General features: G+C 52.5%; 19 protein-coding genes. 2 read left to right on the forward strand and 17 right to left on the reverse strand.

Annotated features, from left to right (window positions below):
- The first annotated feature begins 112 nt into the window (after window positions 1-112).
- Window positions 113-2,050 carry a penicillin-binding protein 2 gene (mrdA, locus tag On2M_RS17490; RefSeq protein ID WP_210905215.1) on the forward strand — a complete coding sequence of 646 codons (1,938 nt, stop codon included), beginning with the start codon at window positions 113-115 and terminating at the stop codon, window positions 2,048-2,050.
- On the opposite strand, the gene On2M_RS17495 is transcribed toward mrdA, so the two are convergent.
- The 11 genes from On2M_RS17495 to tar all read right to left on the reverse strand — a co-directional run bounded on the left by On2M_RS17495 (window position 2,022) and on the right by tar (window position 15,089).
- Window positions 2,022-3,161 (reverse strand): glycoside hydrolase family 105 protein, encoded by a 1,140-nt coding sequence (locus On2M_RS17495; RefSeq protein ID WP_210905216.1) that lies wholly within the window; start codon window positions 3,159-3,161, stop codon window positions 2,022-2,024. The genes mrdA and On2M_RS17495 overlap by 29 nt on opposite strands.
- The gene (locus On2M_RS17500; protein WP_210905217.1) at window positions 3,162-4,748 is read right to left on the reverse strand and encodes an MFS transporter; all 1,587 of its coding nucleotides are present in this window, start codon (window positions 4,746-4,748) and stop codon (window positions 3,162-3,164) included.
- 262 nt (window positions 4,749-5,010) lie between these two features.
- Window positions 5,011-5,403: a flagellar protein FlhE gene (gene flhe / locus On2M_RS17505; RefSeq protein WP_151218859.1), complete on the reverse strand. Its 393-nt coding sequence runs from the start codon at window positions 5,401-5,403 to the stop codon at window positions 5,011-5,013.
- A complete protein-coding gene (gene flhA, locus On2M_RS17510) occupies window positions 5,403-7,481 on the reverse strand; it encodes a flagellar biosynthesis protein FlhA (RefSeq protein WP_151225617.1) in 2,079 nt (692 codons plus the stop codon). The genes flhe and flhA overlap by 1 nt, the downstream gene beginning before the upstream one ends.
- A complete protein-coding gene (gene flhB / locus On2M_RS17515) occupies window positions 7,474-8,625 on the reverse strand; it encodes a flagellar biosynthesis protein FlhB (protein ID WP_210905218.1) in 1,152 nt (383 codons plus the stop codon). The genes flhA and flhB overlap by 8 nt, the downstream gene beginning before the upstream one ends.
- 158 nt (window positions 8,626-8,783) lie before the next feature.
- Window positions 8,784-9,428, reverse strand: coding sequence for a protein phosphatase CheZ (cheZ, locus tag On2M_RS17520; RefSeq protein WP_029139578.1), 645 nt, complete (start codon window positions 9,426-9,428; stop codon window positions 8,784-8,786).
- A gap of 13 nt (window positions 9,429-9,441) precedes the next feature.
- Window positions 9,442-9,831 (reverse strand): chemotaxis response regulator CheY, encoded by a 390-nt coding sequence (cheY, locus tag On2M_RS17525; RefSeq protein ID WP_210905219.1) that lies wholly within the window; start codon window positions 9,829-9,831, stop codon window positions 9,442-9,444.
- A 19-nt stretch (window positions 9,832-9,850) separates the two neighbouring features.
- Window positions 9,851-10,900, reverse strand: coding sequence for a chemotaxis response regulator protein-glutamate methylesterase (locus On2M_RS17530; RefSeq protein WP_038641470.1), 1,050 nt, complete (start codon window positions 10,898-10,900; stop codon window positions 9,851-9,853).
- On the reverse strand, window positions 10,897-11,769 hold the full coding sequence (cheR, locus tag On2M_RS17535; protein ID WP_187252260.1) for a protein-glutamate O-methyltransferase CheR: 873 nt from the start codon (window positions 11,767-11,769) through the stop codon (window positions 10,897-10,899). Before cheR ends, On2M_RS17530 begins: the two co-directional genes overlap by 4 nt.
- 19 nt (window positions 11,770-11,788) lie before the next feature.
- On the reverse strand, window positions 11,789-13,390 hold the full coding sequence (gene tap / locus On2M_RS17540) for a methyl-accepting chemotaxis protein IV (protein ID WP_210905220.1): 1,602 nt from the start codon (window positions 13,388-13,390) through the stop codon (window positions 11,789-11,791).
- A 43-nt stretch (window positions 13,391-13,433) separates the two neighbouring features.
- Window positions 13,434-15,089 carry a methyl-accepting chemotaxis protein II gene (tar, locus tag On2M_RS17545; RefSeq protein ID WP_151218860.1) on the reverse strand — a complete coding sequence of 552 codons (1,656 nt, stop codon included), beginning with the start codon at window positions 15,087-15,089 and terminating at the stop codon, window positions 13,434-13,436.
- A 404-nt stretch (window positions 15,090-15,493) separates the two neighbouring features.
- Here tar and On2M_RS17550 point away from each other — a divergent pair, with 404 nt between their 5' ends.
- Window positions 15,494-16,753 carry a dicarboxylate/amino acid:cation symporter gene (locus On2M_RS17550; RefSeq protein ID WP_210905221.1) on the forward strand — a complete coding sequence of 420 codons (1,260 nt, stop codon included), beginning with the start codon at window positions 15,494-15,496 and terminating at the stop codon, window positions 16,751-16,753.
- Window positions 16,754-16,822: 69 nt separating this feature from the next.
- Here the strand turns inward: On2M_RS17550 and cheW are convergent, their stop codons facing one another.
- The 6 genes from cheW to flhD all read right to left on the reverse strand — a co-directional run bounded on the left by cheW (window position 16,823) and on the right by flhD (window position 22,320).
- Window positions 16,823-17,326, reverse strand: coding sequence for a chemotaxis protein CheW (gene cheW / locus On2M_RS17555; protein ID WP_080858824.1), 504 nt, complete (start codon window positions 17,324-17,326; stop codon window positions 16,823-16,825).
- A gap of 20 nt (window positions 17,327-17,346) precedes the next feature.
- Window positions 17,347-19,449, reverse strand: coding sequence for a chemotaxis protein CheA (gene cheA / locus On2M_RS17560; protein ID WP_210905264.1), 2,103 nt, complete (start codon window positions 19,447-19,449; stop codon window positions 17,347-17,349).
- A 10-nt stretch (window positions 19,450-19,459) separates the two neighbouring features.
- The gene (motB, locus tag On2M_RS17565; protein WP_151218863.1) at window positions 19,460-20,389 is read right to left on the reverse strand and encodes a flagellar motor protein MotB; all 930 of its coding nucleotides are present in this window, start codon (window positions 20,387-20,389) and stop codon (window positions 19,460-19,462) included.
- Complete coding sequence (motA, locus tag On2M_RS17570) at window positions 20,386-21,273, reverse strand: flagellar motor stator protein MotA (protein WP_016153442.1); 888 nt, start codon at window positions 21,271-21,273, stop codon at window positions 20,386-20,388. The genes motB and motA overlap by 4 nt, the downstream gene beginning before the upstream one ends.
- A gap of 124 nt (window positions 21,274-21,397) precedes the next feature.
- Window positions 21,398-21,982, reverse strand: coding sequence for a flagellar transcriptional regulator FlhC (flhC, locus tag On2M_RS17575; protein ID WP_085951062.1), 585 nt, complete (start codon window positions 21,980-21,982; stop codon window positions 21,398-21,400).
- Window positions 21,979-22,320, reverse strand: a complete 342-nt coding sequence (gene flhD / locus On2M_RS17580) for a flagellar transcriptional regulator FlhD (protein WP_003034622.1) — start codon at window positions 22,318-22,320, stop codon at window positions 21,979-21,981. The genes flhC and flhD overlap by 4 nt, the downstream gene beginning before the upstream one ends.
- Between the last annotated feature and the right edge of the window lie 124 nt (window positions 22,321-22,444).

The following is a 22,444-nucleotide window of genomic DNA, read 5'->3' on the forward strand; positions in this document are numbered from 1 at the left end:
GTAACAACTCACAAGGAATGACACATTTCCGTAGAGAGATGGAACATTTTTTGCCTGTCATCCCGGTTATGCCTCCGTATTATTAGGCGGCGAATTAATCGGGTACGGTTCAATGACATTCAGAGATTTTGAGGCGGAAGAAAAACTCTTCCAGCGGCGTGTATTGGTAGCCTTTGGCCTGGTGGTCATCTGCTTTGGCATCCTGATTTACAATCTCTACAACTTACAAATCTGTCAGCATCAGTATTACACCACCCGGTCGAACGCAAACGACATCAAAATGCTCCCCGTGGCCCCAACGCGTGGCATGATTTACGATCGCAACGGCATCCCGCTGGTGCGTAACGTCACCTGGTATGACATTTCCGTTACACCTTACAAAATCAGCGATATGAATGCCTTGATTGAGCAACTCACGCCCATCGTTGATCTCACCCCTGACGATATTGACCAGTTTCGCCATGAATTGAAAACCAGCAGCCGCTATCGCCCGGTCGTGCTAAAAAATGCGCTGACCGATGTGGAAATCGCCCGTTTTTCGGTTAACCAGTTTCGTTTCAGCGGCGTCAATATCAACAGCTATGAAGACCGCCAGTACCCTTATGGCGCGGCGCTGGCACATGTCCTTGGCTATGTTTCAAAAATCAATGATAGCGATCTGAAAACGCTGGATAAAAAAGGTCTGGCAGAGAATTACGCCGCCGATCACAACATCGGGAAACAGGGTATCGAGCATTATTACGAAAATGAACTGCATGGGAAAACCGGTTATCAGGAGGTGGAAGTTGATAACCACGGACGCATCGTGCGTCAGATCAAAGATGTGCCACCCGTTGCCGGAAAAGATATCCATCTGACGCTGGACCTGCACTTGCAGCAATACATTGAGAGCCTGTTAGCGGGCCAGCGGGCCGCGGTTTTGGTTGAAGATCCGCACGACGGCTCCGTGCTGGCAATGGTCTCAAATCCCAGCTATGACCCCAACCCGTTTGTCAAAGGCATCAGTTATCAGGACTACAACAAGCTGCTTCAGGATAAAGACCTGCCATTGATCAACCGCGTCACCCAGGGATTGTATCCTCCCGCCTCTACGGTTAAACCGTATATGGCGATGTCAGCGTTACTGGACGGCGTGATTACGCCGCAGACCAGCTTCTTCGGTGCGCCCACCTGGACCCTCCCTGGCACCGATCGACATTACCGGGACTGGAAAAAAACCGGCCACGGTATGTTGGATGTCACCAAAGCGATTGAAGAGTCTGCCGACACGTTCTTTTACCAGGTGGCGTATATGATGGGAATTGACCGGATTAACAGCATGCTCAGCCAGTTTGGCTATGGCAAACCGACCGGCATCGATCTTGATGAGGAGTATAACGGCCTGCTCCCGAGTCGCGAATGGAAACAGAAAGTGCATAAAAAAGCCTGGTATCAGGGAGATACCATTTCGGTTGGTATCGGTCAGGGCTACTGGATTGCCACGCCTATCCAGATGGTAAAAGCCATGGTCGCACTGATTAACAACGGCAAGGTTATCGCCCCTCACCTGCTCCTTGATGAAGAAAGTGGAAAAGCCATCACGCCGTATCAGGCTCCCGAAGCACCCACACAAATTGCTTCTGCTTCATCACCCTATTGGGGATTGGTGCGTCAGGCGATGTTCGGCATGGCGAATGAACCAAACGGCACGGGGTATAAGTTCTTTCACACCGCGCCTTATGGCATTGCCGCAAAAAGCGGCACATCACAGGTCTTTAGCCTGAAAGAAAATCAGACCTACAATGCGAAAATGATCCCGATACGCCTGCGCGACCACGTGTTCTATACCGCGTTTGCGCCGTATAAGAACCCGAAAGTCGCTGTGGCGTTAATTCTCGAAAACGGCGGCAGCGATGGCGTCACCGCCGCGCCGGTCATGCGTCAAATAATGGATCATCTGTTTGATCAGCAGGACAACATTGCACCAACAGAGACAACTGAACAAGCAGGTCCGATAGCAGCGGCACTATCGGACGCCGATATCAAAAATACTTACGCAAGTATTCGGTAAGGCACAGCATCGCCATCGCCTGTCCGTAAGGCATGGAGGTCCGCGGGATGTTGCGGTAGAAATCGAGATTGTGACCCATTCCGGTCCCAAACGAGGTATGCAGCAATTCACCTTCCGGTGAAATATGTTGCACAATGCCTCTGATGGCTTTTTCGGCTACTGCTGCATAGTCTTGTCCGACATAGCGTTTACGTACCGCCTTGAGGATCCCATAAGCAAATCCGGCGGTAGCCGATGCTTCCAGATACGACTGCGGGTCGTCCAGCAAGGTGTGCCACAGTCCGCTTTCATCCTGGCACTTCGCCAGCGCCGCGATTTGCGCATTCAGAACCTGCACCAGATAGCGATGCACGGCATTGTTTTCCGGCAAATCAAGTAACTCAAGGAAGTCCGGAATAACTATAGTTAACCAGCTGTTGCCACGCGCCCAACGCGCGTTGGCGAAGTTATGCTGCCCTTCATAGTTCCAGCCGTGGAACCACAACCCCGTTTCTTTATCCATCAGGTTTTGTACGTGCAGCAGGAACTGATAGGTTGCCTCTTCAATATACTCGGGACGGTTAAGCAACTTGCCAATCTTCGCCAGCGGTAAAACCGTCATCATCAACGTGTCATCCCACATCTGCTGATGATTTTCTTCCGCCAGCGTAATGTGTTGCATACCGCCGAAATCAGTGCGCGGCATATCATGCATTGCCCACTCAGCCCAACTGTCGAGCCACGGCAGATACACGGGATTACGCGTCTCTTCATAGCGATACGCCAGCGTTAAAAACGGCGCCATGGTGTTAACGTTTTTGGTTGTTGCGCCTTCAGCAAAGCGATCGGCAAACCAGCTGTCGATGATATCGCGCATCGTTGCATCGCCGGTTTGTTGATAATACTGATACATTCCGTACAAGCCGACGCCGTGCGTCCACTCCCATCCCGCCCAGCCCTTGGTATCGATAACACGCCCGTCATCCAGGCGTAACAAGAACTCGCCGGTCTCATCATGAATATTGACCAGGTTATGCGTCACCTTTTTGATCAACGCTTTTAATTCATCCCTGGCAATAAAATGTTCTGGCTGACGCAACAATGGGCTGTGTTTAACCGGGTAAACAATCATTTACTTAACCTCTGTCAATGTCGAATTCAATGCGGCACCCTTTTCCAGCTTCGGAGCCGCGGGTTTATTACGATTCAGGTAACCAATATTGTTGTTACCCCAAAGTGATTCATATGGCATGCCCGACAGCATCTCTACGGTGGCGCGTCCTTTCGTGGAAAGTCCTTCCAGCACAGGTCGCCCAGACTCACGCATTTTTGCCGTCTCTTCACGCAGGGTACTGTGTGTTTGCAGGTTCAGTTTAAAGCACAGGGAAACCAGGAAGCCCAGTGCCAGAACAATCAGCGTGCCGCAGCTCAGAATTAACAGGATGGTATGGCTGACTGCCGCAGGCTGCATGCCCTGACCGGAGACAAAACCGGACAACTGCATAACAATCCCCACCAGCATCACAGCCCCCGCCTGCGACGCTTTACGTGTTAACGTCATAATGCCGGCGAAGATCCCTTCGCGACGCTGGCCGGTAATCACTTCGTCAACGTCGGCGATATAGGTGTAGATATTCCAGGGAACGTAATTGATGCCGCCACGTCCCAGACCCGCCACGGCGGATACCAGCAGTAACAGAGAATAAACATCGCTGAGCCCGGCGTAATACAGCCCCGCGTAGGAGAGTGAACTGAGGCCAAACAGGACCACCACCATGCGATAAGACGGCGCGGGTCCGAAACGGATGCACAATGGGATCATGGCGATAACGGCAATAAACTGGAAAATAGCCATCGTACCCAGCAGATTTGACGCCATCGATGCTTCCTGCATCAGCACAAACACCACATAATAAGTAAAGACGGCGTTGAAAACGTCCTGCGCAATATAGCCGCCAAGATACATACCTAAATGTTGGCGAAAGATACGGATACGTAGCGTTGAACTCAGTTCAACAAGCAAGCGGTTCATACTCTGGCTAAAGGTCAGGCTTTTCTTCTCTTCTTCAGCTTGCAGGGCCGCCTGGGTCCACTCTTCCCGCGGGCGTTCCCAGGTAAAGAACCAGACGAAAGTCAGCATCAGTGCGCACAGCACTGAGAACACCAGACTGGCGTAGAAAAAAGACATCGGATTGTCTTTGCCAAACAGCGTCAGCAGAACACCGGGTAAGAATGAGGCCAGAATGGCTGACATTTGCGCCATCGAAATACGCGCGCCGGAGAATTTGGTTTTCTGTTTAAAGTCATCGGTCATTTCAGGCACCAGCGTTTCGTATGGCACCAGAATCATGGTGTAAACCACGTCAAAAATCAGATAGGTGAGTAGGTAGTACCAGAATCCCATATCCCCCACCCACATTAGCGAGTAACTAAAGACACAAGGGATCCCCAACAGAATAAAAAACTTACGACGCCCAAAGCGTTTACCGAGCCAGGTTGAGCCAAAGTTATCGGTTAAAAAACCCATTAACGGACTCACGATGGCATCCAGCACCCTGGCGGTAGCGAAAATAAAGGTCGCTTCGATAGGCGTCAGACCACAGAACGTGGTGTAGAAATAGAGCAGCCAGGCCGCGGTTAATGCCGTGGTGCCTGCGCCTAAAAAATCGCCAGAACCGTAGGCAAAATAGTTAACCAGGCCAATTTTTCGTGTCTTCATTGCCGTTACCCCTGCACATTATTGGGAGGCCCCACAATCCTCGCTTTGACATAGGGCATCCTTACAGGGCCACAGTAAAAGCTAACAGCAAGTGAAACCTTTCTATTTCTGCCAGGGGGATTCGCAAAATGGCAACAGCACAAAGAGTCCGGCAACGTATGTCACCTATTTTATAAAACAGCGTTTCTATTTAATCAAAGAGGCGGGCTAAAATTGCGAAGCAGCCAGCAGTTTCTGCTGCTGGCATGAATAAAGGAAAGCGTTAACGATAGTTCACAATTACCTGATTGCGCTGAACTTGTAAGGCAGGGATCAGGCGACCACCACCTGGCACTTCCCAGACAAAGTGCATCGGTTCAATGGCGGGAACATTATTGAATCCGTTCGTGGTCCCGCTTTGCCCGTCCAGCTCAACACAGCGGGATTGAGAACATAAACGCACCCGTAAACCCGCGGGCGTTGGACCATTAAGCTCATAACGCCAGGCCACCAGCGTCATCAACCCCGAGACTGGCTGACTGGGAACCAGTGGCGCAGACGAGGCTGACTGACCACGGTAGTTTAACGTAATTCCCATTCCGCTGGCCTGCCAGGCCCCTTCTCCGGCAGCCTGCACCACCAGAGGAAAAAACAACAACCACAGTAAATTACGCATTATTTGCCTCCAATTGTCGCCGTCATGCGGATATGGCGGTTGTCGGAAAGCTCCATGTTAGATAACACCACCAGTTGCGGTATGCTGCGGCGTAAAAAGCGTGCCAGTAATGGACGCAAGGCATGATTAACCAACAAGACCGGCGGCGCACCCAACATTTCCTGACGGGCAAGCGCTTCCTGAGTCTGGGCCAGTAGTCGGTCTGCCAGTCCTGGCTCCAGCCCACCACCGCCCTGCAGCGCCTGTAGTAACAAACGTTCGAGCGGGGTATCAAGACCGATAACCTGAACTTCTTCATTACCCGGGAACCACTGCTGAGTGATAGCGCGTCCTAACGCCACACGCACCACCGCAGTAAGCTCATGTGGATCGTTTTGCAGCGGCGCATGTTCAGCCAGCGTTTCGAGAATGGTACGCATGTCGCGAATCGGGACTTTCTCGTCCAGTAAGTTCTGCAGCACTTTATGCAGCGTAGTGAGCGTCACGACACCAGGGACCAAATCTTCCGTCAGTTTTGGCATTTCCTGCGAGACGCGATCGAGAAGCTGTTGCGCCTCCTGACGGCCAAATAGCTCAGCGGCGAACTGTCCAATCAGGTGATTCAAATGCGTGGCGACAACGGTACTGGCTTCAACTACCGTAAATCCCTGAATTTGCGCCTGTTCCTTCAATGCGCTTTCAATCCAGATAGCGTCCAGACCGAAAGCCGGATCAACCGTTTTCTCACCCGGCAGCGACCCGGCGGCGGTACCCGGGTTAATGGCCAGCCAACGCCCCGGATAGGCGTCACCGCTGCCAATTTCCACCCCTTTCATCAAAATACGATAGCGGGCCGGCTGCAGATCCATATTGTCACGGATGTGTACCACCGGCGGCAGGAAGCCCATATCCTGAGCAAATTTCTTACGAATACTGCGAATTCGCCCCAGTAACTCGCCATCCTGCTGAAAGTCCACCATTGGGATCAGGCGATAACCCACCTCCATACCCAGGGAATCCTCCAGCTGTACGTCGTTCCATGTGGCTTCAACCACGGAGTTATTTTCCGGCATTTTCACCGGCTGCGGTTCATCCGGGGCCTTTTGTTCACGACCTCGCATCCACCAGGCCAGAGCCAGTAACGCGGCGGTAAACATCAGAAACACCAGGTTCGGCATGCCCGGAACCAGACCCAAAAGTCCAAGCACCGCCGCGCTGAGCAGCATGACGCTGGGATTACTGAACAACTGGGTCACCATCTGTTCGCCGACGTCCTGGTCGGTACTCACGCGGGTCACGATAACCCCCGCCGCAGTGGAGATAACCAGTGCAGGAATTTGAGCCACCAGCCCGTCACCGATAGTCAGCAGGGTATAACTTTCCGCTGCGCTACCCATGCTCATGCCATGCTGCAATACCCCGACCAACAGTCCGCCGACCACGTTGATCACCATGATCAAAATACCGGCGATGGCATCACCACGTACGAATTTACTCGCACCGTCCATAGAGCCGTAGAAATCCGCTTCCTGGGTCACTTCTGCGCGTCGCTTTTTGGCTTCATCTTCGCCAATCAGACCGGCATTCAAATCCGCATCAATCGCCATCTGCTTGCCGGGCATACCATCCAGCACGAAGCGTGCGCCAACCTCGGCGATACGCCCGGCACCTTTGGTGATTACCATAAAGTTAATGATGACGAGAATGACGAAGACCACGATACCGATCGCAAAGTTACCGCCCACCAGGAAGTGACCAAAAGCTTCAACCACCTTCCCCGCCGCCGCCGCACCGGTGTGTCCTTCCATCAAAATGATACGCGTAGACGCGACGTTCAGCGCGAGGCGTAATAAGGTGGTAAACAACAAAATCGTCGGGAATGCGGCAAACTCCAGCGTACGCTGGGTGAACATGGCCACCAGCAGCACCATAATCGACAGCGCGATGTTAAACGTGAACAGCAAATCGAGGACGAAAGCCGGCAGCGGCAGCACCATCATCGACAGGATCAGCAGGATGAGGATCGGTCCGGCAAGGATTTGCCATTGCGTGGATTTCAGGTTGCTGGGCAGACGCAGCATCGCGACCAGATTAGCCATCAGTAGTCTTCTCGTTCATAAAATCCAGTGCTTCAGGCACCGGAAGGTTTTCAGGTTGTGGTGGACGCTTGCCGCCGGCGAGACGCCAACGTTTGAGCTGCCATACCCATGCCAGAACTTCGGCAACGGCGGCATATAATTGACCCGGTATTTGCTGACCAATCTCAGCATGACGATACAGCGCACGCGCCAGTGGCGGCGCTTCTAACGTAGGGACCCGATGCTCGGCGCCAATCTCACGAATGCGCAGCGCCACCAGACCCGCGCCTTTGGCAACAACTTTTGGTGCGCTCATTTTGTTCTCGTCATACTTCAAGGCCACCGAATAGTGCGTAGGGTTGGTAACAATAACGTCCGCTTTCGGCACATCCGCCATCATGCGACGTTGTGCCGCCGCACGCTGCATTTGGCGTATTTTGCCCTTAACGTGCGGGTCACCTTCGCTTTGCTTAAATTCGTCCCGGATATCCTGGCGCGACATGCGCAGCTTTTTCAGGTGGCTGTAAATCTGAAAAAAAACGTCAAATCCCACCATCGGAATGACGCCAAGCACCACTAACAGCGCGCACATGCCGACTAAATCGAGGGCATTGCCCATCGCCGTAATTGGTGATTCTGCCATTAACCGCATCATCTCCGGCCACTTGTGCCAGAGGTAAAATCCAGCCACGCTGCCTACCAGCGTAGACTTCAGTATCGCTTTGAGCAGTTCCGCCCCGGTTTGCGCTGAAAACATGCGTTTTATGCCCGGCAACGGATTCAGCTTTGAGAACTTAGGCTGCAGAGATTTACCGCTGAAAATTAAGCCGCCAAGCATCACCGGGGAGATTAATGCCACCAGAACAACGCCGGTAATCAAAGGTAACAGCGCAATCATCGCGTCTTTGATCAGCAGGATGATTTGGCTGAGGATCAGATTTGGGTCGTTGACCATACTGTGGTCAAAACGTAATCCGGCCGACAGCATGCCGGCCAGTCTGAGGGCAAGCGACTCCCCACCAATCCAGATAATGCACACGCCCACCAGCAAAATAAGCAGTGAGGTCAGCTCTTTGGATCGGGGGATCTGCCCTTCTTCCCGTGCTTTTTCAAGTCGGTGGGGTGTGGGGGCTTCTGTTTTGTCGTCGTCGCTTTCTTCTGCCACGCATCAGACCCTGGATAGAGATATAGGCGAGAATGATGCCAGAACAGCCATCCAGCAATGGGAAGAGTAAGCGGTAAAAAAGACGGGATTTATAGCTTTAAGCAGAATTGCGTAAGAACCGGATGAGAGGCCAGCGCCCCACATCCGGCAAATAGCCATCAGAATCCGAGGCTATCCAGCAGGTCATCAACCTGATCCTGGCTCGCCACCACGCCGGCTTTTGAGGTGTCAACCTGCGGGCCGTTCAGCAAGCTTTCGTTTTCACGTTTTGGACGAGCGCCCTGCTCCGGAATATTTTCCAGCAGAACCATCAGCAGCTGACGTTCAATCTCCTGAATAACATCCATCATACGCTTGATGACCTGACCGGTGAGGTCCTGGAAATCCTGCGCCATCATGATGTCCAGCAGTTGGGCGTTGGTAAAGCTGGTATGACCGGGGACATCGCCAAGAAACTGGCGGGTATCAGTGACCAGTTCACGGGCGTCAGACAGCTCGATCGGATTTTCGAACCACTCATCCCAGCGTTTGGTCAGGTCTTTGGCCCCTTTTTCCATCGCATCCTGGTGCGGCTGCGAAGCTTCCACGCTGTTCAGCGCCCGCTCTGCCGCCTGTGCGGTCATCTGCACAACGTAATCGAGACGATCGCGGGCATCGGGAATCGCTTCTGCCGCTTCGGCAATAGCCTGATCCAGCCCCAGTTCACGCAGGCTGTCGCGCAGCATTCGGGTCAAACTGCCGATGCGCGCGATGATGTCCCCTGCTGAGTGTTCGTCAGCAGGTTTAATTTGTGGTTGCATCATCATTATCACACCCTCACATGCCCAGTTTCTCAAAGATTTTATTGAGTTTCTCTTCCAGCGTCGCTGCCGTGAACGGTTTCACGACATACCCACTGGCACCTGCCTGTGCTGCCGCAATGATGTTCTCTTTTTTCGCTTCCGCCGTAACCATCAGCACCGGCAGGGATGACATTTCGCCATCGGCACGAATGGTTTTCAGTAGTTCCAGACCATCCATGTTCGGCATGTTCCAGTCGGAAATGACAAAACCAAATCCACCTGCCTGCAGCTTATTCAGCGCGTCCACGCCATCTTCAGCCTCTTCAACATTGTTGAATCCCAGCTCTTTGAGCAGGTTACGCACGATGCGACGCATGGTGGAAAAGTCATCCACAACTAAAAACTTAAGCTCTTTGTCCGCCATAAAAAAATAAACTCCTGATTCAAATACGTATTGCCTGTCCGGCACTGATTTTCGCCAGCATTTGCTGGCTTACCTGGCTAAGATCGACCACTTCGCTTACGCCACCCATATTGATGGCCTCGCGCGGCATGCCGAACACCACACAACTAGCTTCGTTTTGCGCAATGGTCCAGGCACCCGCCTGATTCATCGCTAACATTCCGGCGGCACCATCGTTGCCCATACCCGTCAGGATCACACCCACGGCATTACGCCCCGCATGTTTTGCCACCGAATGGAACAGCACATCCACTGAAGGTCGATGCCGGTTAACCGGCGGACCATCATGAATTTTGATCTGGTAGTTCGCCCCGCTGCGCGCCAGTTCCATATGCTTATCGCCAGGCGCGATATACGCATGCCCTGGCAGCACACGCTCCCCGTCCTCAGCCTCTTTCACGGTTATCTGACACAGTTTGTTCAGACGTTCGGCGAATGAACGGGTAAATCCTGGCGGCATATGCTGGGTAATAAGAATACCGGGACTTGAAAGCGGCAATGGCTGGAGTACATGCCGAATTGCCTCTGTTCCTCCGGTTGAGGCACCAATCACCAGCAGTTTTTCCGAACTGAGTAACGGCCCCGCTTTCAAGGTCGTCGGAGCCGCCATGGGTTTATGGGCCGCCAGTTTTGCCCGTGACGCGGTGCGGATCTTCTCAGCGATCATCTCGCTGTAGGCCAACATCCCTTCACGGATCCCCAGTTGTGGTTTGGTGACAAAATCGATCGCACCCAGTTCCAGCGCCCGCAACGTGACCTCGGAACCTTTACCGGTCAGGGAAGAGACCATAACCACCGGCATTGGACGCAGGCGCATCAGTTTCTCAAGAAAGTCGAGTCCATCCATACGCGGCATTTCCACATCCAGCGTCAGGACGTCGGGATTGTATTTTTTGATTAAATCCCGGGCGACTAACGGATCTGGCGCCGTTGCCACCATTTCCATATCACTGTGGCTGTTAATTATTTCGGTCATGATCTGACGCATCAGCGCGGAATCATCGACCGACAACACCCTGATTTTACTCATGCTTTATCCTTACCTGGCGCATGCGCATACACGGTCTGTCCACGCAGGCTAAACTCGCGCACGAGGTTGCTAAAGTTTTCTGAATGACCTGCAAACAGCAGCCCATCGGGTTTAAGAAGTGGAACAAAACGGTGCAAAATGTCCTGCTGCGTCGTTTTATCGAAATAGATCATCACGTTGCGGCAGAATATGGCATCGAATGGCCCTGGCACGTTGTACTGTTTATCCAGTAAATTCACGCTGGAAAATTCAACATGTCCCGCCAGTTCCTGCCGAACGCGTACCAGTCCCTCATGCGGGCCGGTGCCACGCATGAAATAGCGCTGCAACTGCTGGGGTGACAGCGTTTTTAGCTCATCGAGGCGGTAAATACCGGCTCTGGCTTTTTCCAGCACTTCGGTATCAATGTCGCTGGCAAAAACACGCCAGCGACCCGGGGCCATACCTAAGGTATCGGCGAGCGTAATCGCAATGCTGTACGGCTCTTCTCCGGTTGACGCCGCAGCGCTCCAGACGCGGTATTCACCGCTACGCCGACGCGCATGATCTGACAGCACCGGAAAATGGTGCCCTTCACGAAAAAACGCGGTCAGGTTGGTAGTCAGGGAGTTAATGAAGGCCTGCCACTCAGCACTGTTCTGGTTAGCTTCCAGCATGCTGAGATAGCGACCAAAGTCATCCAGCCCCAGGGTACGCAGACGACGAACAAGACGGTTATAAACCATGTCCCGCTTATGGTCGGCCAGTACGATCCCCGCACGCTGGTAGATTAATTGACATATCCGACGAAAATGCGCGTCAGACAGCGCGAGGCGCTGGGTCATCTGTAACAATAATGACGTTTGCCCGGAGGGCAGAGATGATGTCATAGCGCCTTCTCAATCACATTCAGGATACAACGGGCACAACCTGCGGCTGCGCCAATTCTTGTTTTGCTACGGTTTGCTCTTCAAGCTTAAAAAATGCGACACAGGCTGAAAGATTATCGGCCTGGGTGGCGAGTTGTCCGGTGGCGGACGCGGCTTCTTCCACCAGCCCGGCGTTTTGCTGCGTCACTGAGTCCATCTGGCTGACGGCCTGCGCCACCTGCTCAATGCCTTTACGCTGTTCATCAGAAGCTGAGGCAATCTCGCCCATAATGTCGTTAACCCGGGTAATCGAGCTGACGATTTCAGTCATGGTCCGCGCTGCCATATCAACCAACCGCGATCCCTGATGCACTCGGGTGACAGACTCCTCAATGAGCCCTTTTATTTCTTTCGCCGCCTGCGCGCTACGACTTGCCAGATTGCGTACCTCTCCGGCGACGACGGCAAAACCGCGCCCCTGCTCACCCGCGCGAGCGGCCTCGACCGCCGCATTCAGCGCGAGGATATTGGTCTGAAAGGCAATGCTGTCAATCACGCCGATAATGTCGCCAATTTTCTGCGAGCTGGCGGAAATCTCATGCATGGTGCTGGCGACCCGGGACGTCTGTTCGCCGCCTTTATGCGCGGTATCGGCCGCACTTTTGGCAATTCCTGACGCCTGGCGCGCGTTATCAGCATTCTGCCCGACGGTTGCGGTCAGTTGTTCCATGCTGGCCGCCGTTTGCGCCAGCGCCGCCGCCTGCTGTTCAGTCCGGGAGGACAAATCGTTGTTGCCCATCGCGATCTCTGAAATGCCGCGATGCATGGCTGAGCTGCCCTGGCGAACTTCGCTTACCGTTTCACGCAGTGCCTGCTGCATCTTCTTCAGGCTGGCAAAAATGGCCGAGATCTCATTGCGCCCATAAACCGCCACCGGGCGGGCCAGATTACCCGCGGCAATGCTGTCGAAATGACTGCCAATAATCGCCAGCGGCTGGACAATCATCTTGCGCGACCAGTACAACGCCGCACTGGTTAACAGCGCCGCCAGTATCACCATCGTGGCGAAAATCACCCCCGACATATGGTAATTTCTCTGGCTCTGCTCTCCTGCCGTTTGCAACACGCGGTCGATGTTGCTCTGCCATGCATTCACATTCGCATCAAAAGCATCTTGAGCCGCCTGCACCGGTGCGGTCAGAAAATCTGACAACTGATTGTTTTCAAGCCAGGTGGCCTGATGCGCGAGATCGCTGTGCCACTGATTGAAACTTTTCTCCGTCGCGCTAAACAGCGCCTTGCCTTGTTCCGTCGTATCCGACGTCGCCATAAAGCGTTTAAACATCAATTCAGACTGCGCCAGGCTATCGCGCGCGAGGGTCATCAGGGTTTTGATGTCCTCTGGCGGATAGCTCAGGGCGGTCAGCGTCCCTGCCTTATTAAGGGCCGTACTGGCCTGTAATAACACAGCGCGGGTTTGGGCCAGCGCAGCGCGTTGCTGATTACTCCGTTCGACCTGATTCAGGTTCTGAAAACCGTCCCGAAATGCCCAGAAGGACAAGCCATTACTGCCAATCTGCAAAACACCGCAGAGGATTAAAATCAAAAACAGCGTGGTCGAAATTCGAATACGATTAAACATCAACGCTCCCATCGGGCGGCACTGGCCGCGGTTTAACTATCAGTCAAAATGTTTCCCAATTCGTATCTTGTTCAATGTTCTGGCGTGGGTTAGAAGCGCTCACCGCCGCAGGTAATCGAGCATCACGCGGCTTAGACGGCGCAGGGCGTGACGCAAGACGGAAAGTCGACACCGACTGCGTCAGACGGCTGGCCTGTTCTTCAAGAGCAGCGGCCGCAGCGGCCGATTCCTGTACTAAAGAAGCATTCTGCTGCGTAACGCGATCCATCTCAGAGACTGCGAGCGCAACCTGATCAATCCCCCGGCTTTGCTCGTCGGAGGCCGAGGCAATCTCGCCCATAATGTCAGTCACCCGCGTCACGGCATTCACGATGTCGTTCATCGTTTCTCCTGCGCTTTCTACCAGTACGGAACCGGTATCCACGCGGGAAACAGAATCTTCAATCAACGCTTTGATCTCTTTCGCCGCCTGCGCACTGCGGCTTGCCAGATTACGCACTTCGCCCGCAACTACGGCAAAACCACGACCTTGCTCACCGGCACGTGCCGCTTCAACCGCCGCGTTCAGTGCGAGAATGTTGGTCTGAAAGGCAATCCCATCAATGACGCTGATGATGTCGGCAATTTTCTTCGAGCTATCAGCGATTTCATGCATGGTGTTCACCACGCTATCAACCACTTTGCCGCCATGCTGCGCAGTATCGGAGGCACTTTTCGCCAGTTGCGAAGCCTGACGCGCGTTGTCCGCATTTTGCTTCACGGTTGCGGTCAGTTGTTCCATGCTGGCGGCGGTTTCTTCCAGCGCAGATGCCTGCTGCTCAGTACGAGATGAAAGATCGGTGTTGCCGCTGGCAATTTCGCTGGTCCCGGAATAAATCGCATCAGAGCCTTCACGCACCAGGGTGACGGTTTCCGTCAGCGAACGCTGCATATGATCAACCGTACTGGCCAGCTCGCCGATTTCGTTACGACCGCTGACGGCCAGAGTCGCGGTCAGGTTACCGCTGGCGATTTCCCGAATATGGGCAATGACGCGAGCCAGAGGATTAAGCAAGGTATGACGAATGCCATACCACACCACCACCAGAATCAGTACCAACACGACGGCCAGCACGCCAAGCTGCCATTGGGCGAAGTGGTAATCCCGTGCGCTTTGATCAAATGCCTGAGCATAAAGCTTCTCGCTCACGCTGGCGTACTTGCCCAGCGCCTCGCCGAGCGCATTTTGCATTCCCTGAGTTGGTTGCGCGAAATAGGCATCCATATTGCCGTTCTCCAGAAACTGAATCAGTTCTGTCAAAGCCGCATGGTATTGCTGATATTTCTCCTCAACATTGCCGCTGGCTTCAGCCATCTCCGGTAACGGGGTGATGTTTTTAAAATTTGCGTAATGCGTATCCGCCTGCGCCAGAGAGGCTTTCGCATTCTTCAGCAGATCGTTTTTCGCGCTGCTCTGCTGGTTAGACGCATCCATCATCATGCGTGCAGAAGAACGGCTTAAATTGATTCGTGTTTGCAGCATCAGATCCCATGTTGAGGTGAGTTCACTTTGCTGCTGTCGTAAATCGTTAGAGATAACAAAACTTTGTTGATTCTGCTGCAATGAAGAAAACAACAGACCACCGGAAACAAGCTGTAGCAGTGCGAAAACCCCCAGCACCATCATCAGCATTGTGACAACGCGGATACGGTTAAACATAAGGCACCTTCCTGAAAACGAGTTATCAACGTTATCGGCAGTGGCTGAGATAACTTTACGTTTGCGAAAAGGAAATCCTGAGAGACGGGAAGCCTGGCGGAAGGACGGTAAGACAGGGTTTGGTAACCACAAATTATTCACATAAAAACATCATGATTATCATGTATATAACATGCTCATTCCTTTGTGAACATGCCCAGATTGGATGAAATAGCCACCCTTGTGTGATTGAGATCACACATACACATTGTAAATACCACAACAAAATGAATAAAAAATTAAAAAAAGTTGTATCAGGTGGCGCTTTAATTCAATTTATATGATGAATATTTCGTTACCACTTAATAAGTATAAAAAATGAGTAACCGATCAATAAATGTTAAATCCTTACTGAGGGCTTTTTAGTGGCAAATGCAAACAAACTCACGTTGTTTATCGTGATCTTCATGCTGGCAGGGATCCTGTCAGGTGCGGTGATCCACTCTTATGCCTCTCCCGGCGTTGTGACCGCCTGGGCCGATAATATTACGCTTCTCACCGACATCTTTTTGCGCCTGATAAAAATGGTGATCGCACCTTTAGTATTCAGCACCCTGACCGTCGGCATTATGCGCTTGGGAGAAACATCCACCATCGGGCGCGTAGGTGGGAAAGCGATGATCTGGTTTATCAGCTCTTCCATACTGTCTATTCTGGTCGGTCTGTTTGTGGTTTCTCTTGAGCAACCCGGCAGCGGACTGAATCTGGCGATCCCGCAGGAAGCCACTGATACCGGCCTGGCCGTAGGCGGCATGAGCCTGAAAGGTTTTCTGACTCACACCATCCCAACCAGCATAGCTGAGGCGATGGCCAACAATGAGATCCTGCAAATTGTGGTGTTCTCAATGTTCTTCGGTATTGGAGGAGCATCGCTTGGTGAAAAATTCAACGCGCCACTGGTTGCCGCGCTGGATGTGGTCTCCCACATAATGCTGAAGGTGACGGGTTACGTGATGTACGTTGCGCCACTGGCCATTTTTGCCGCCATTTCCTCAGTTATCTCCACCCAGGGTCTGGGGATCCTGCTCAATTATGCGTCGTTCATCGGCGGCTACTATGTGGCTATTTTGCTGACCTGCCTGGTTCTACTGGCAGTGGGTTATATCATGCTGAAAAAAGAGGTTTTTCGCCTCATGAGCATGCTGAAGGATCCTGTTCTGGTGGCATTCACGACCAGCAGCTCTGAAGCCGCTTATCCGAAAACGCTGGAGCAATTAACCAAATTTGGCTGTTCGCCCAACATCGTGTCATTCGTATTACCTATAGGTTATTCGTTTAACCTGGTCGGCTCGATGGTCTACTGTTCCTTCGCCTCTATGTTTATCGCGCAGGCCTATAATATTCACCTCTCCTTTGCCGAAATTACCGTCCTGATGCTAACGCTGATGCTGGCGTCTAAAGGAATTGCAGGTGTGCCGCGTTCAGCGCTGGTGGTACTGGCGGCGACCATCCCGAGCTTCAATATTCCGGTTGCCGGAATTCTGCTACTGATGGGGATTGACCACTTCCTGGATATGGGACGTTCAGCAATCAACGTATTAGGTAACGGGATTGCAACGGCAATGCTGGCACAGAATGAGGGTTTACTGGAAGAAGAACCAGAACTGGTCGAGCGGGAAGCGTAAAAGATAATAATGCCGGATGGCGCGATGCTTATCCGGCCTACAAAGTTCGTCGTTGTAGGCCGGAAGCGGTTACGCTACGTGACTCGCGGCAATATCCAGCAGCGCCATTTCTTCGCTGTTTAGCAATTTCTCAATATTGACCAGAATCAGCATCCGGTCACCCAACGCCCCCAGCCCCGTCAGGTATTCCGTCGACAACGTAACCGCGAATTCCGGTGCCGGACGAATTTGCTCCGTCGTCAGCGACAGTACATCCGAGACGCCATCCACCACAATTCCGACCACCCGCTGACCCAGGTTAAGCACAATCACTACGGTGTTTTCGTTGTAATCGACATCGCTCTGGCTAAACTTCACACGCAGGTCAACAATCGGCACAATCACACCGCGCAGATTGGTGACGCCTTTGATAAACGCAGGTGTGTTAGCAATACGCGTCACCTGATCATAGCCACGGATTTCCTGCACTTTCAGGATATCGATACCGTACTCTTCATCCCCCAGCGTAAACACGAGGAATTCCTGACCTGACGGTTCGCCGGCCAGTTTAGTTACATTACTCATACCGGTCATATTATTCCCTTCTCACTCAATCAGGCGGCTGTGATCGCCACACGTTGTTCGCGGTTTAACCCCTGCAATGCAGAGACATCGACAATCAGCGCAACGCTGCCGTCGCCGAGGATCGTCGCTGCAGAAATACCAGGCACCTTCCGGTAGTTGCTTTCCAGGTTTTTGACGACCACCTGGTGTTGGCCAATTAACTGATCGACCAGCAGTGCATAGCGACGACCCGCACTTTGTAAAATCACCACAATTCCTTGTGTTGCTTCGGTTTTTGCGCCTTCAACCTCGAAGACTTTCCACAACTCAACCAGCGGTAAATACTCGCCGCGCACTTCCAGAACGCGCTCTCCCCCGGCAAGCGGATGAAGATCTTCTTCGCGCGGTTGCAGTGACTCCATCACGGCATTCAGCGGCAGGATAAAGACTTCATCCGCCACGCGTACGGACATCCCGTCGAGGATCGCCAGCGTCAGCGGCAGCAAAATTCGAATGGTTGTTCCCTGTCCCTGTTTGGACTGGATTTCAACATGGCCCCCCATCTCCTGGATATTGCGCTTCACCACATCCATACCCACGCCGCGACCCGAGACATCCGTCACCTGTTCAGCGGTTGAGAAGCCAGGGGCGAAGATCAGCATGCCGACTTCATCATCACTCATATTTTCGTGGATCGGCATGCCCTGAGAGACAGCTTTGGCGAGGATACGCTCGCGATTCAGACCAGCACCATCATCAGTGACTTCAATACAGATATTTCCGCCCTGATGCTCTGCGGAAAGCGTCAGATTACCAATTGGGCTTTTTCCGGCTTCAAGACGTTTTTCCGGCAGTTCGATACCGTGATCGAGGCTGTTACGTACCAGGTGCGTCAACGGATCGATAATGCGTTCAATCAGGCTCTTGTCGAGTTCGGTTGAGCTACCCACCTGCGTCAGTTCGACCTGTTTACCCAGCTTACCGGCCAGATCGCGCACCAGACGTGGGAAACGGCTGAACACATATTCCATCGGCATCATTCGAATCGACATCACCGACTCTTGCAAGTCGCGGGCGTTACGTTGTAACTGCCCCATACTGGTGATGAGATCGCCATGATTAACGGGATCCAGTTCATTAGAGCGCTGAGCCAGCATTGACTGGGTGATGACCAACTCGCCGACCAGGTTAATGAGCTGATCGACCTTCTCGACTGCTACGCGGATGCTGGTCGACTCGCTGGCGCGGGCTGGTTTGTCACGCTCCGCGCGGCCATGTGGCGCGTCACTGGCGGCGGCTTTTACCGCTGGCACAACGGCAACTGGCTGTGGCTTCGCGGCAACGGCTAGCGCTTCTACTTCTGCTTCTGCTTCTGCTTCTGCTTCTGCTTCTGCTTCTGCTTCTGCTTCTGCTTCTGCTTCTGCTTCAGTTTCAACGGCTGCAGGCGCAGCGCTGACGGTTTCAAATTCAATCTGATCAGCCTCAATCACAAAGCAGAGTACCGCGATGATGTCATCTTCCGCGAGGTTGCCATCAAGCGTAGCTGACAGCGTGTCGCTTCCTTTCACCACGTCGGTTAAGGTTGCCAGATTCCCTAGCTCTTCTTCCAGTAAATCCACTTCACTGGCTTTCAATCGCGAGAGAATAATGCGTTTCTTACTCTCTTCACAGACGGGTTCAGACTTTGCACCTGCCTCTTCCTGCATTGCTGTACTTTCAGCAACGCTCAGTTTAGCGGTATTGACCACCAACGGTGCGGTTTCACCTTTCGCTTCGAGCGCTAGCTGGCGTAACGCATTGCAAATGTACTCAAAGCTGGCGGCATCAGGCTCCTCTGAGCTTTTATAGGCGTCGAGCTGTTCCTGCATAATATCTTTCGTTTCCAAAAACAGGTTGATAATGTCGGCATTGAGCTGCATCTCGCCACGCCGCGCTTCATCCAGCAGGTTTTCCATCAGATGGGTCGTTTCCTGCAAAATGGTAAAGCCGAAGGTGCCCGCCCCGCCTTTTATCGAGTGCGCAGCACGAAAAATCGCATTCAGCTGTTCGGAATCCGGGGCTTCAGGAACCAAATCAAGCAGGTGTTGCTCCATGTCAGCCAACAGTTCGTCAGCTTCATCAAAAAATGTTTGATAAAAATCGCTTATATCCATGCTCACGCTATCACCTCGGATTGGCTGGTGGCGATGTGGGAACGCTTGCCGGCGGGAGTTCCGCAGGCTGTTGTAAGACACTTACCGGCTCATTCTGGCTTTCAGCGTTTTCATGCAAAATGGCCTCTTCCGCCTGCTTATTGAGAACCAGCAGGCTTATACGGCGGTTGATAGCGTCATCGGGACCGCGATCGCTCAGACGCATCGTGGCGGCCATACCTACCACACGTAATACTTTTCCATCATCCAGACCGCCGCTAACCAGCTCGCGTCGCGATGCGTTAGCACGATCAGCAGACAGCTCCCAGTTGCTATACCCTTTCTCACCATTGGCGTAAGGGTAATCATCCGTATGACCGGAAAGGCTGATTCTGTTTGGGATCCCGTTGAGCACTGGCGCGATGGACCGCAGGATGTCGCGCATATACGGTTCGACCTCCGCGCTACCGGTCTTAAACATCGGGCGGTTCTGGCTGTCGATAATCTGTATTCGCAACCCTTCCTGAACTAAATCAATTTTCAAATGCGGGCGTAGTGCGCGCAGTTTGGGGTCCGATTCAATCAGTTGATCAAGATCGCCGCGAAGTTTGCTCAACCGACTTTGTTCCATGCGTTTTCTTAAATCATCAATATTCGGCTGCTTATTCACCTCTCCCTGCTGCTGGGTGTAATCATCCCCGCCGCCTGGAATTGGGCTTTGGCTATTCGAAATGCGATTTCCCCCGGTTACCGCGGTGGCCAGCGGCGTACGGAAATATTCGGCAATCTGGATCAATTCTTTAGGGCTGGAGATGGAAATGAGCCACATCACCAGAAAGAAGGCCATCATCGCGGTCATAAAATCGGCGTAGGCGATTTTCCACGAACCATGCGCCCCACCACCGTGACCTTTATGCTTGCGTCGCTTTACAACGATAATGGGATGGGCCTGATTTTTCATGCGTCCTCGGTCGTCTGCTGCGCAGTTGGATTTCTCACCGCACGAACATGCTCTTCCAGTTCGATAAACGAAGGACGTTCGCTGGAATACAGAGTCTTACGACCAAATTCAACGGCAATTGGCGGCGCGTAACCATTCAGGTTAGAGAGCAGAGTTATCTTCACACACTGCATCATTTTGGTTGTTTCAGCACTTTTCTGGCGTAAAACGCTGGCGAGTGGAGAAATAAATCCATAGGCCAGTAAAATACCGAGGAATGTCCCTACCATCGCATGCGCAATCAGCGAACCCAGTTCCGCCGCCGGACGGTCAGCGGAAGCCAGAGCGTGAACAACACCCATAACAGCTGCCACGATCCCGAACGCCGGTAATGAATCCCCCACCATCGCCAGGCTATTGGCAGGGACTTCGGCTTCACTTTCGTGAGTCTCAATTTCTTCGTCCATCAACGCTTCAATTTCAAACGTGTTCATGTTGCCGCTGATGATCAGACGCAGATAATCGACAATAAAATCAAGCATCACGGCATCTGCGAGAATACGTGGATAGCTGGCGAAGATTTCACTTTCTTTGGGGTTTTCGATATCGCGCTCAAGTGAGAACATGCCCTGCTGACGTGACTTGGCCATCAGGCGGTACAGCAGCGCCAGCAGATCCATATACATCGCTTTGGTGTATTTTGAACGACGGAAAAGCATCGGGATCGCTTTCATCGTCCCCTTGATGGCTTTCCCGTTATTGCCGACGATGAATGCCCCAATACCCGCGCCACCGATAATCACCAGCTCAGCCGGTTGATAGAGTGCCCCAAGGTGTCCGCCGGTCATCATGTAACCGCCGAAAACTGTACCAATAACAACCAGGTAACCTAATAAGATAAGCACGACATCATCCTTTCGCAATTGACTATGACAGGATGCGCAGTCGGGCAGTTAACTTGAGGTCAGGTCAAAAAAAAGCAGCGGTAATCGCTTACCGCTGCTGGAGTGTTTGTCCACACCGTATCAGTTAAACAGCTTGTTCGATCTGTTCATCCAGCAGTTGTGGAATAATATCGGCAGCATTCTGGGAAAGTTTACGTCTTTTTACGGCCCGTGACGGCGGTTGGCATAAACTGCAGGCGAAGCTGCCCGCGGGTTGGTGTGCGTGGGTGATAAAATTCCCGCCGCAACAATTGCATCTGGACAGTTCTAGCAACCCACTGTCGACAAAACGCACCAGCGTCCAGGCGCGAGTTAACGCCAGCAACGGGCCTTCTTCCGGTTGTGGACATTGCTCAAGATACAAACGATACGCCTTGATTACGGCATCAACACCGCTGCACAAACCGGTTTTGAGCAGGAATTGCCATGCGTTACAAAACATCGAAGCATGAATATTTTGTTCCCACGTCATAAACCAGTCGGTGGAAAAAGGTAACATCCCTTTTGGCGGAGGACTGCCGCGTAATTCTTTGTACAGCTTGATAAGTCGACCGCGGCTTAATTGCGTTTCGCTCTCCAGCATTTGCAAACGAGCGCCCAATGTGATTAATTCCATTGCCAGCTGAATATCACGCGCTTCCTGAACAATGCTTTTTTCGCTCATCATCAAGCCCTTTTCTTACGCGCTGCATCATCGATGTCGCTTAACAGGCGTGTTGAAAGCATGATACCGGTATGTATTTGCTGGAGATCATCAACGCGAGAGTCTTGCGTCAGGCGAGTAACAGTCTGGTGATCGTCGAAACGGAAATGGCATACCAGTTGGTTGGTTTCAGCCAGTTTGACCATTTGAGGAAGTGTTAATGTTGCCAACGTATCCGCCATCTCTTCGCTGATACCAAGGCGAAACATCGCAGATGCTTTGTCCTGAACGATCAAACGTTGTGCAAGCAATAAATATGACAAATTGATGTCATAAATGTGTTTCAGCAACTCGGATGTATGCATTATTTGCATCCATAATAACCAACATTATTTTTATGCGGTAAAACCGCACCCCGTGATGTCGCCGGGAAGGCCCGGTAAAAAAAAAGCAAAAGGTCAAATACATAGCAGCGTGACGGCACTTACG

The organism is Citrobacter sp. On2M, assembly GCF_018035235.1.
Taxonomy (GTDB): domain Bacteria; phylum Pseudomonadota; class Gammaproteobacteria; order Enterobacterales; family Enterobacteriaceae; genus Citrobacter; species Citrobacter meridianamericanus.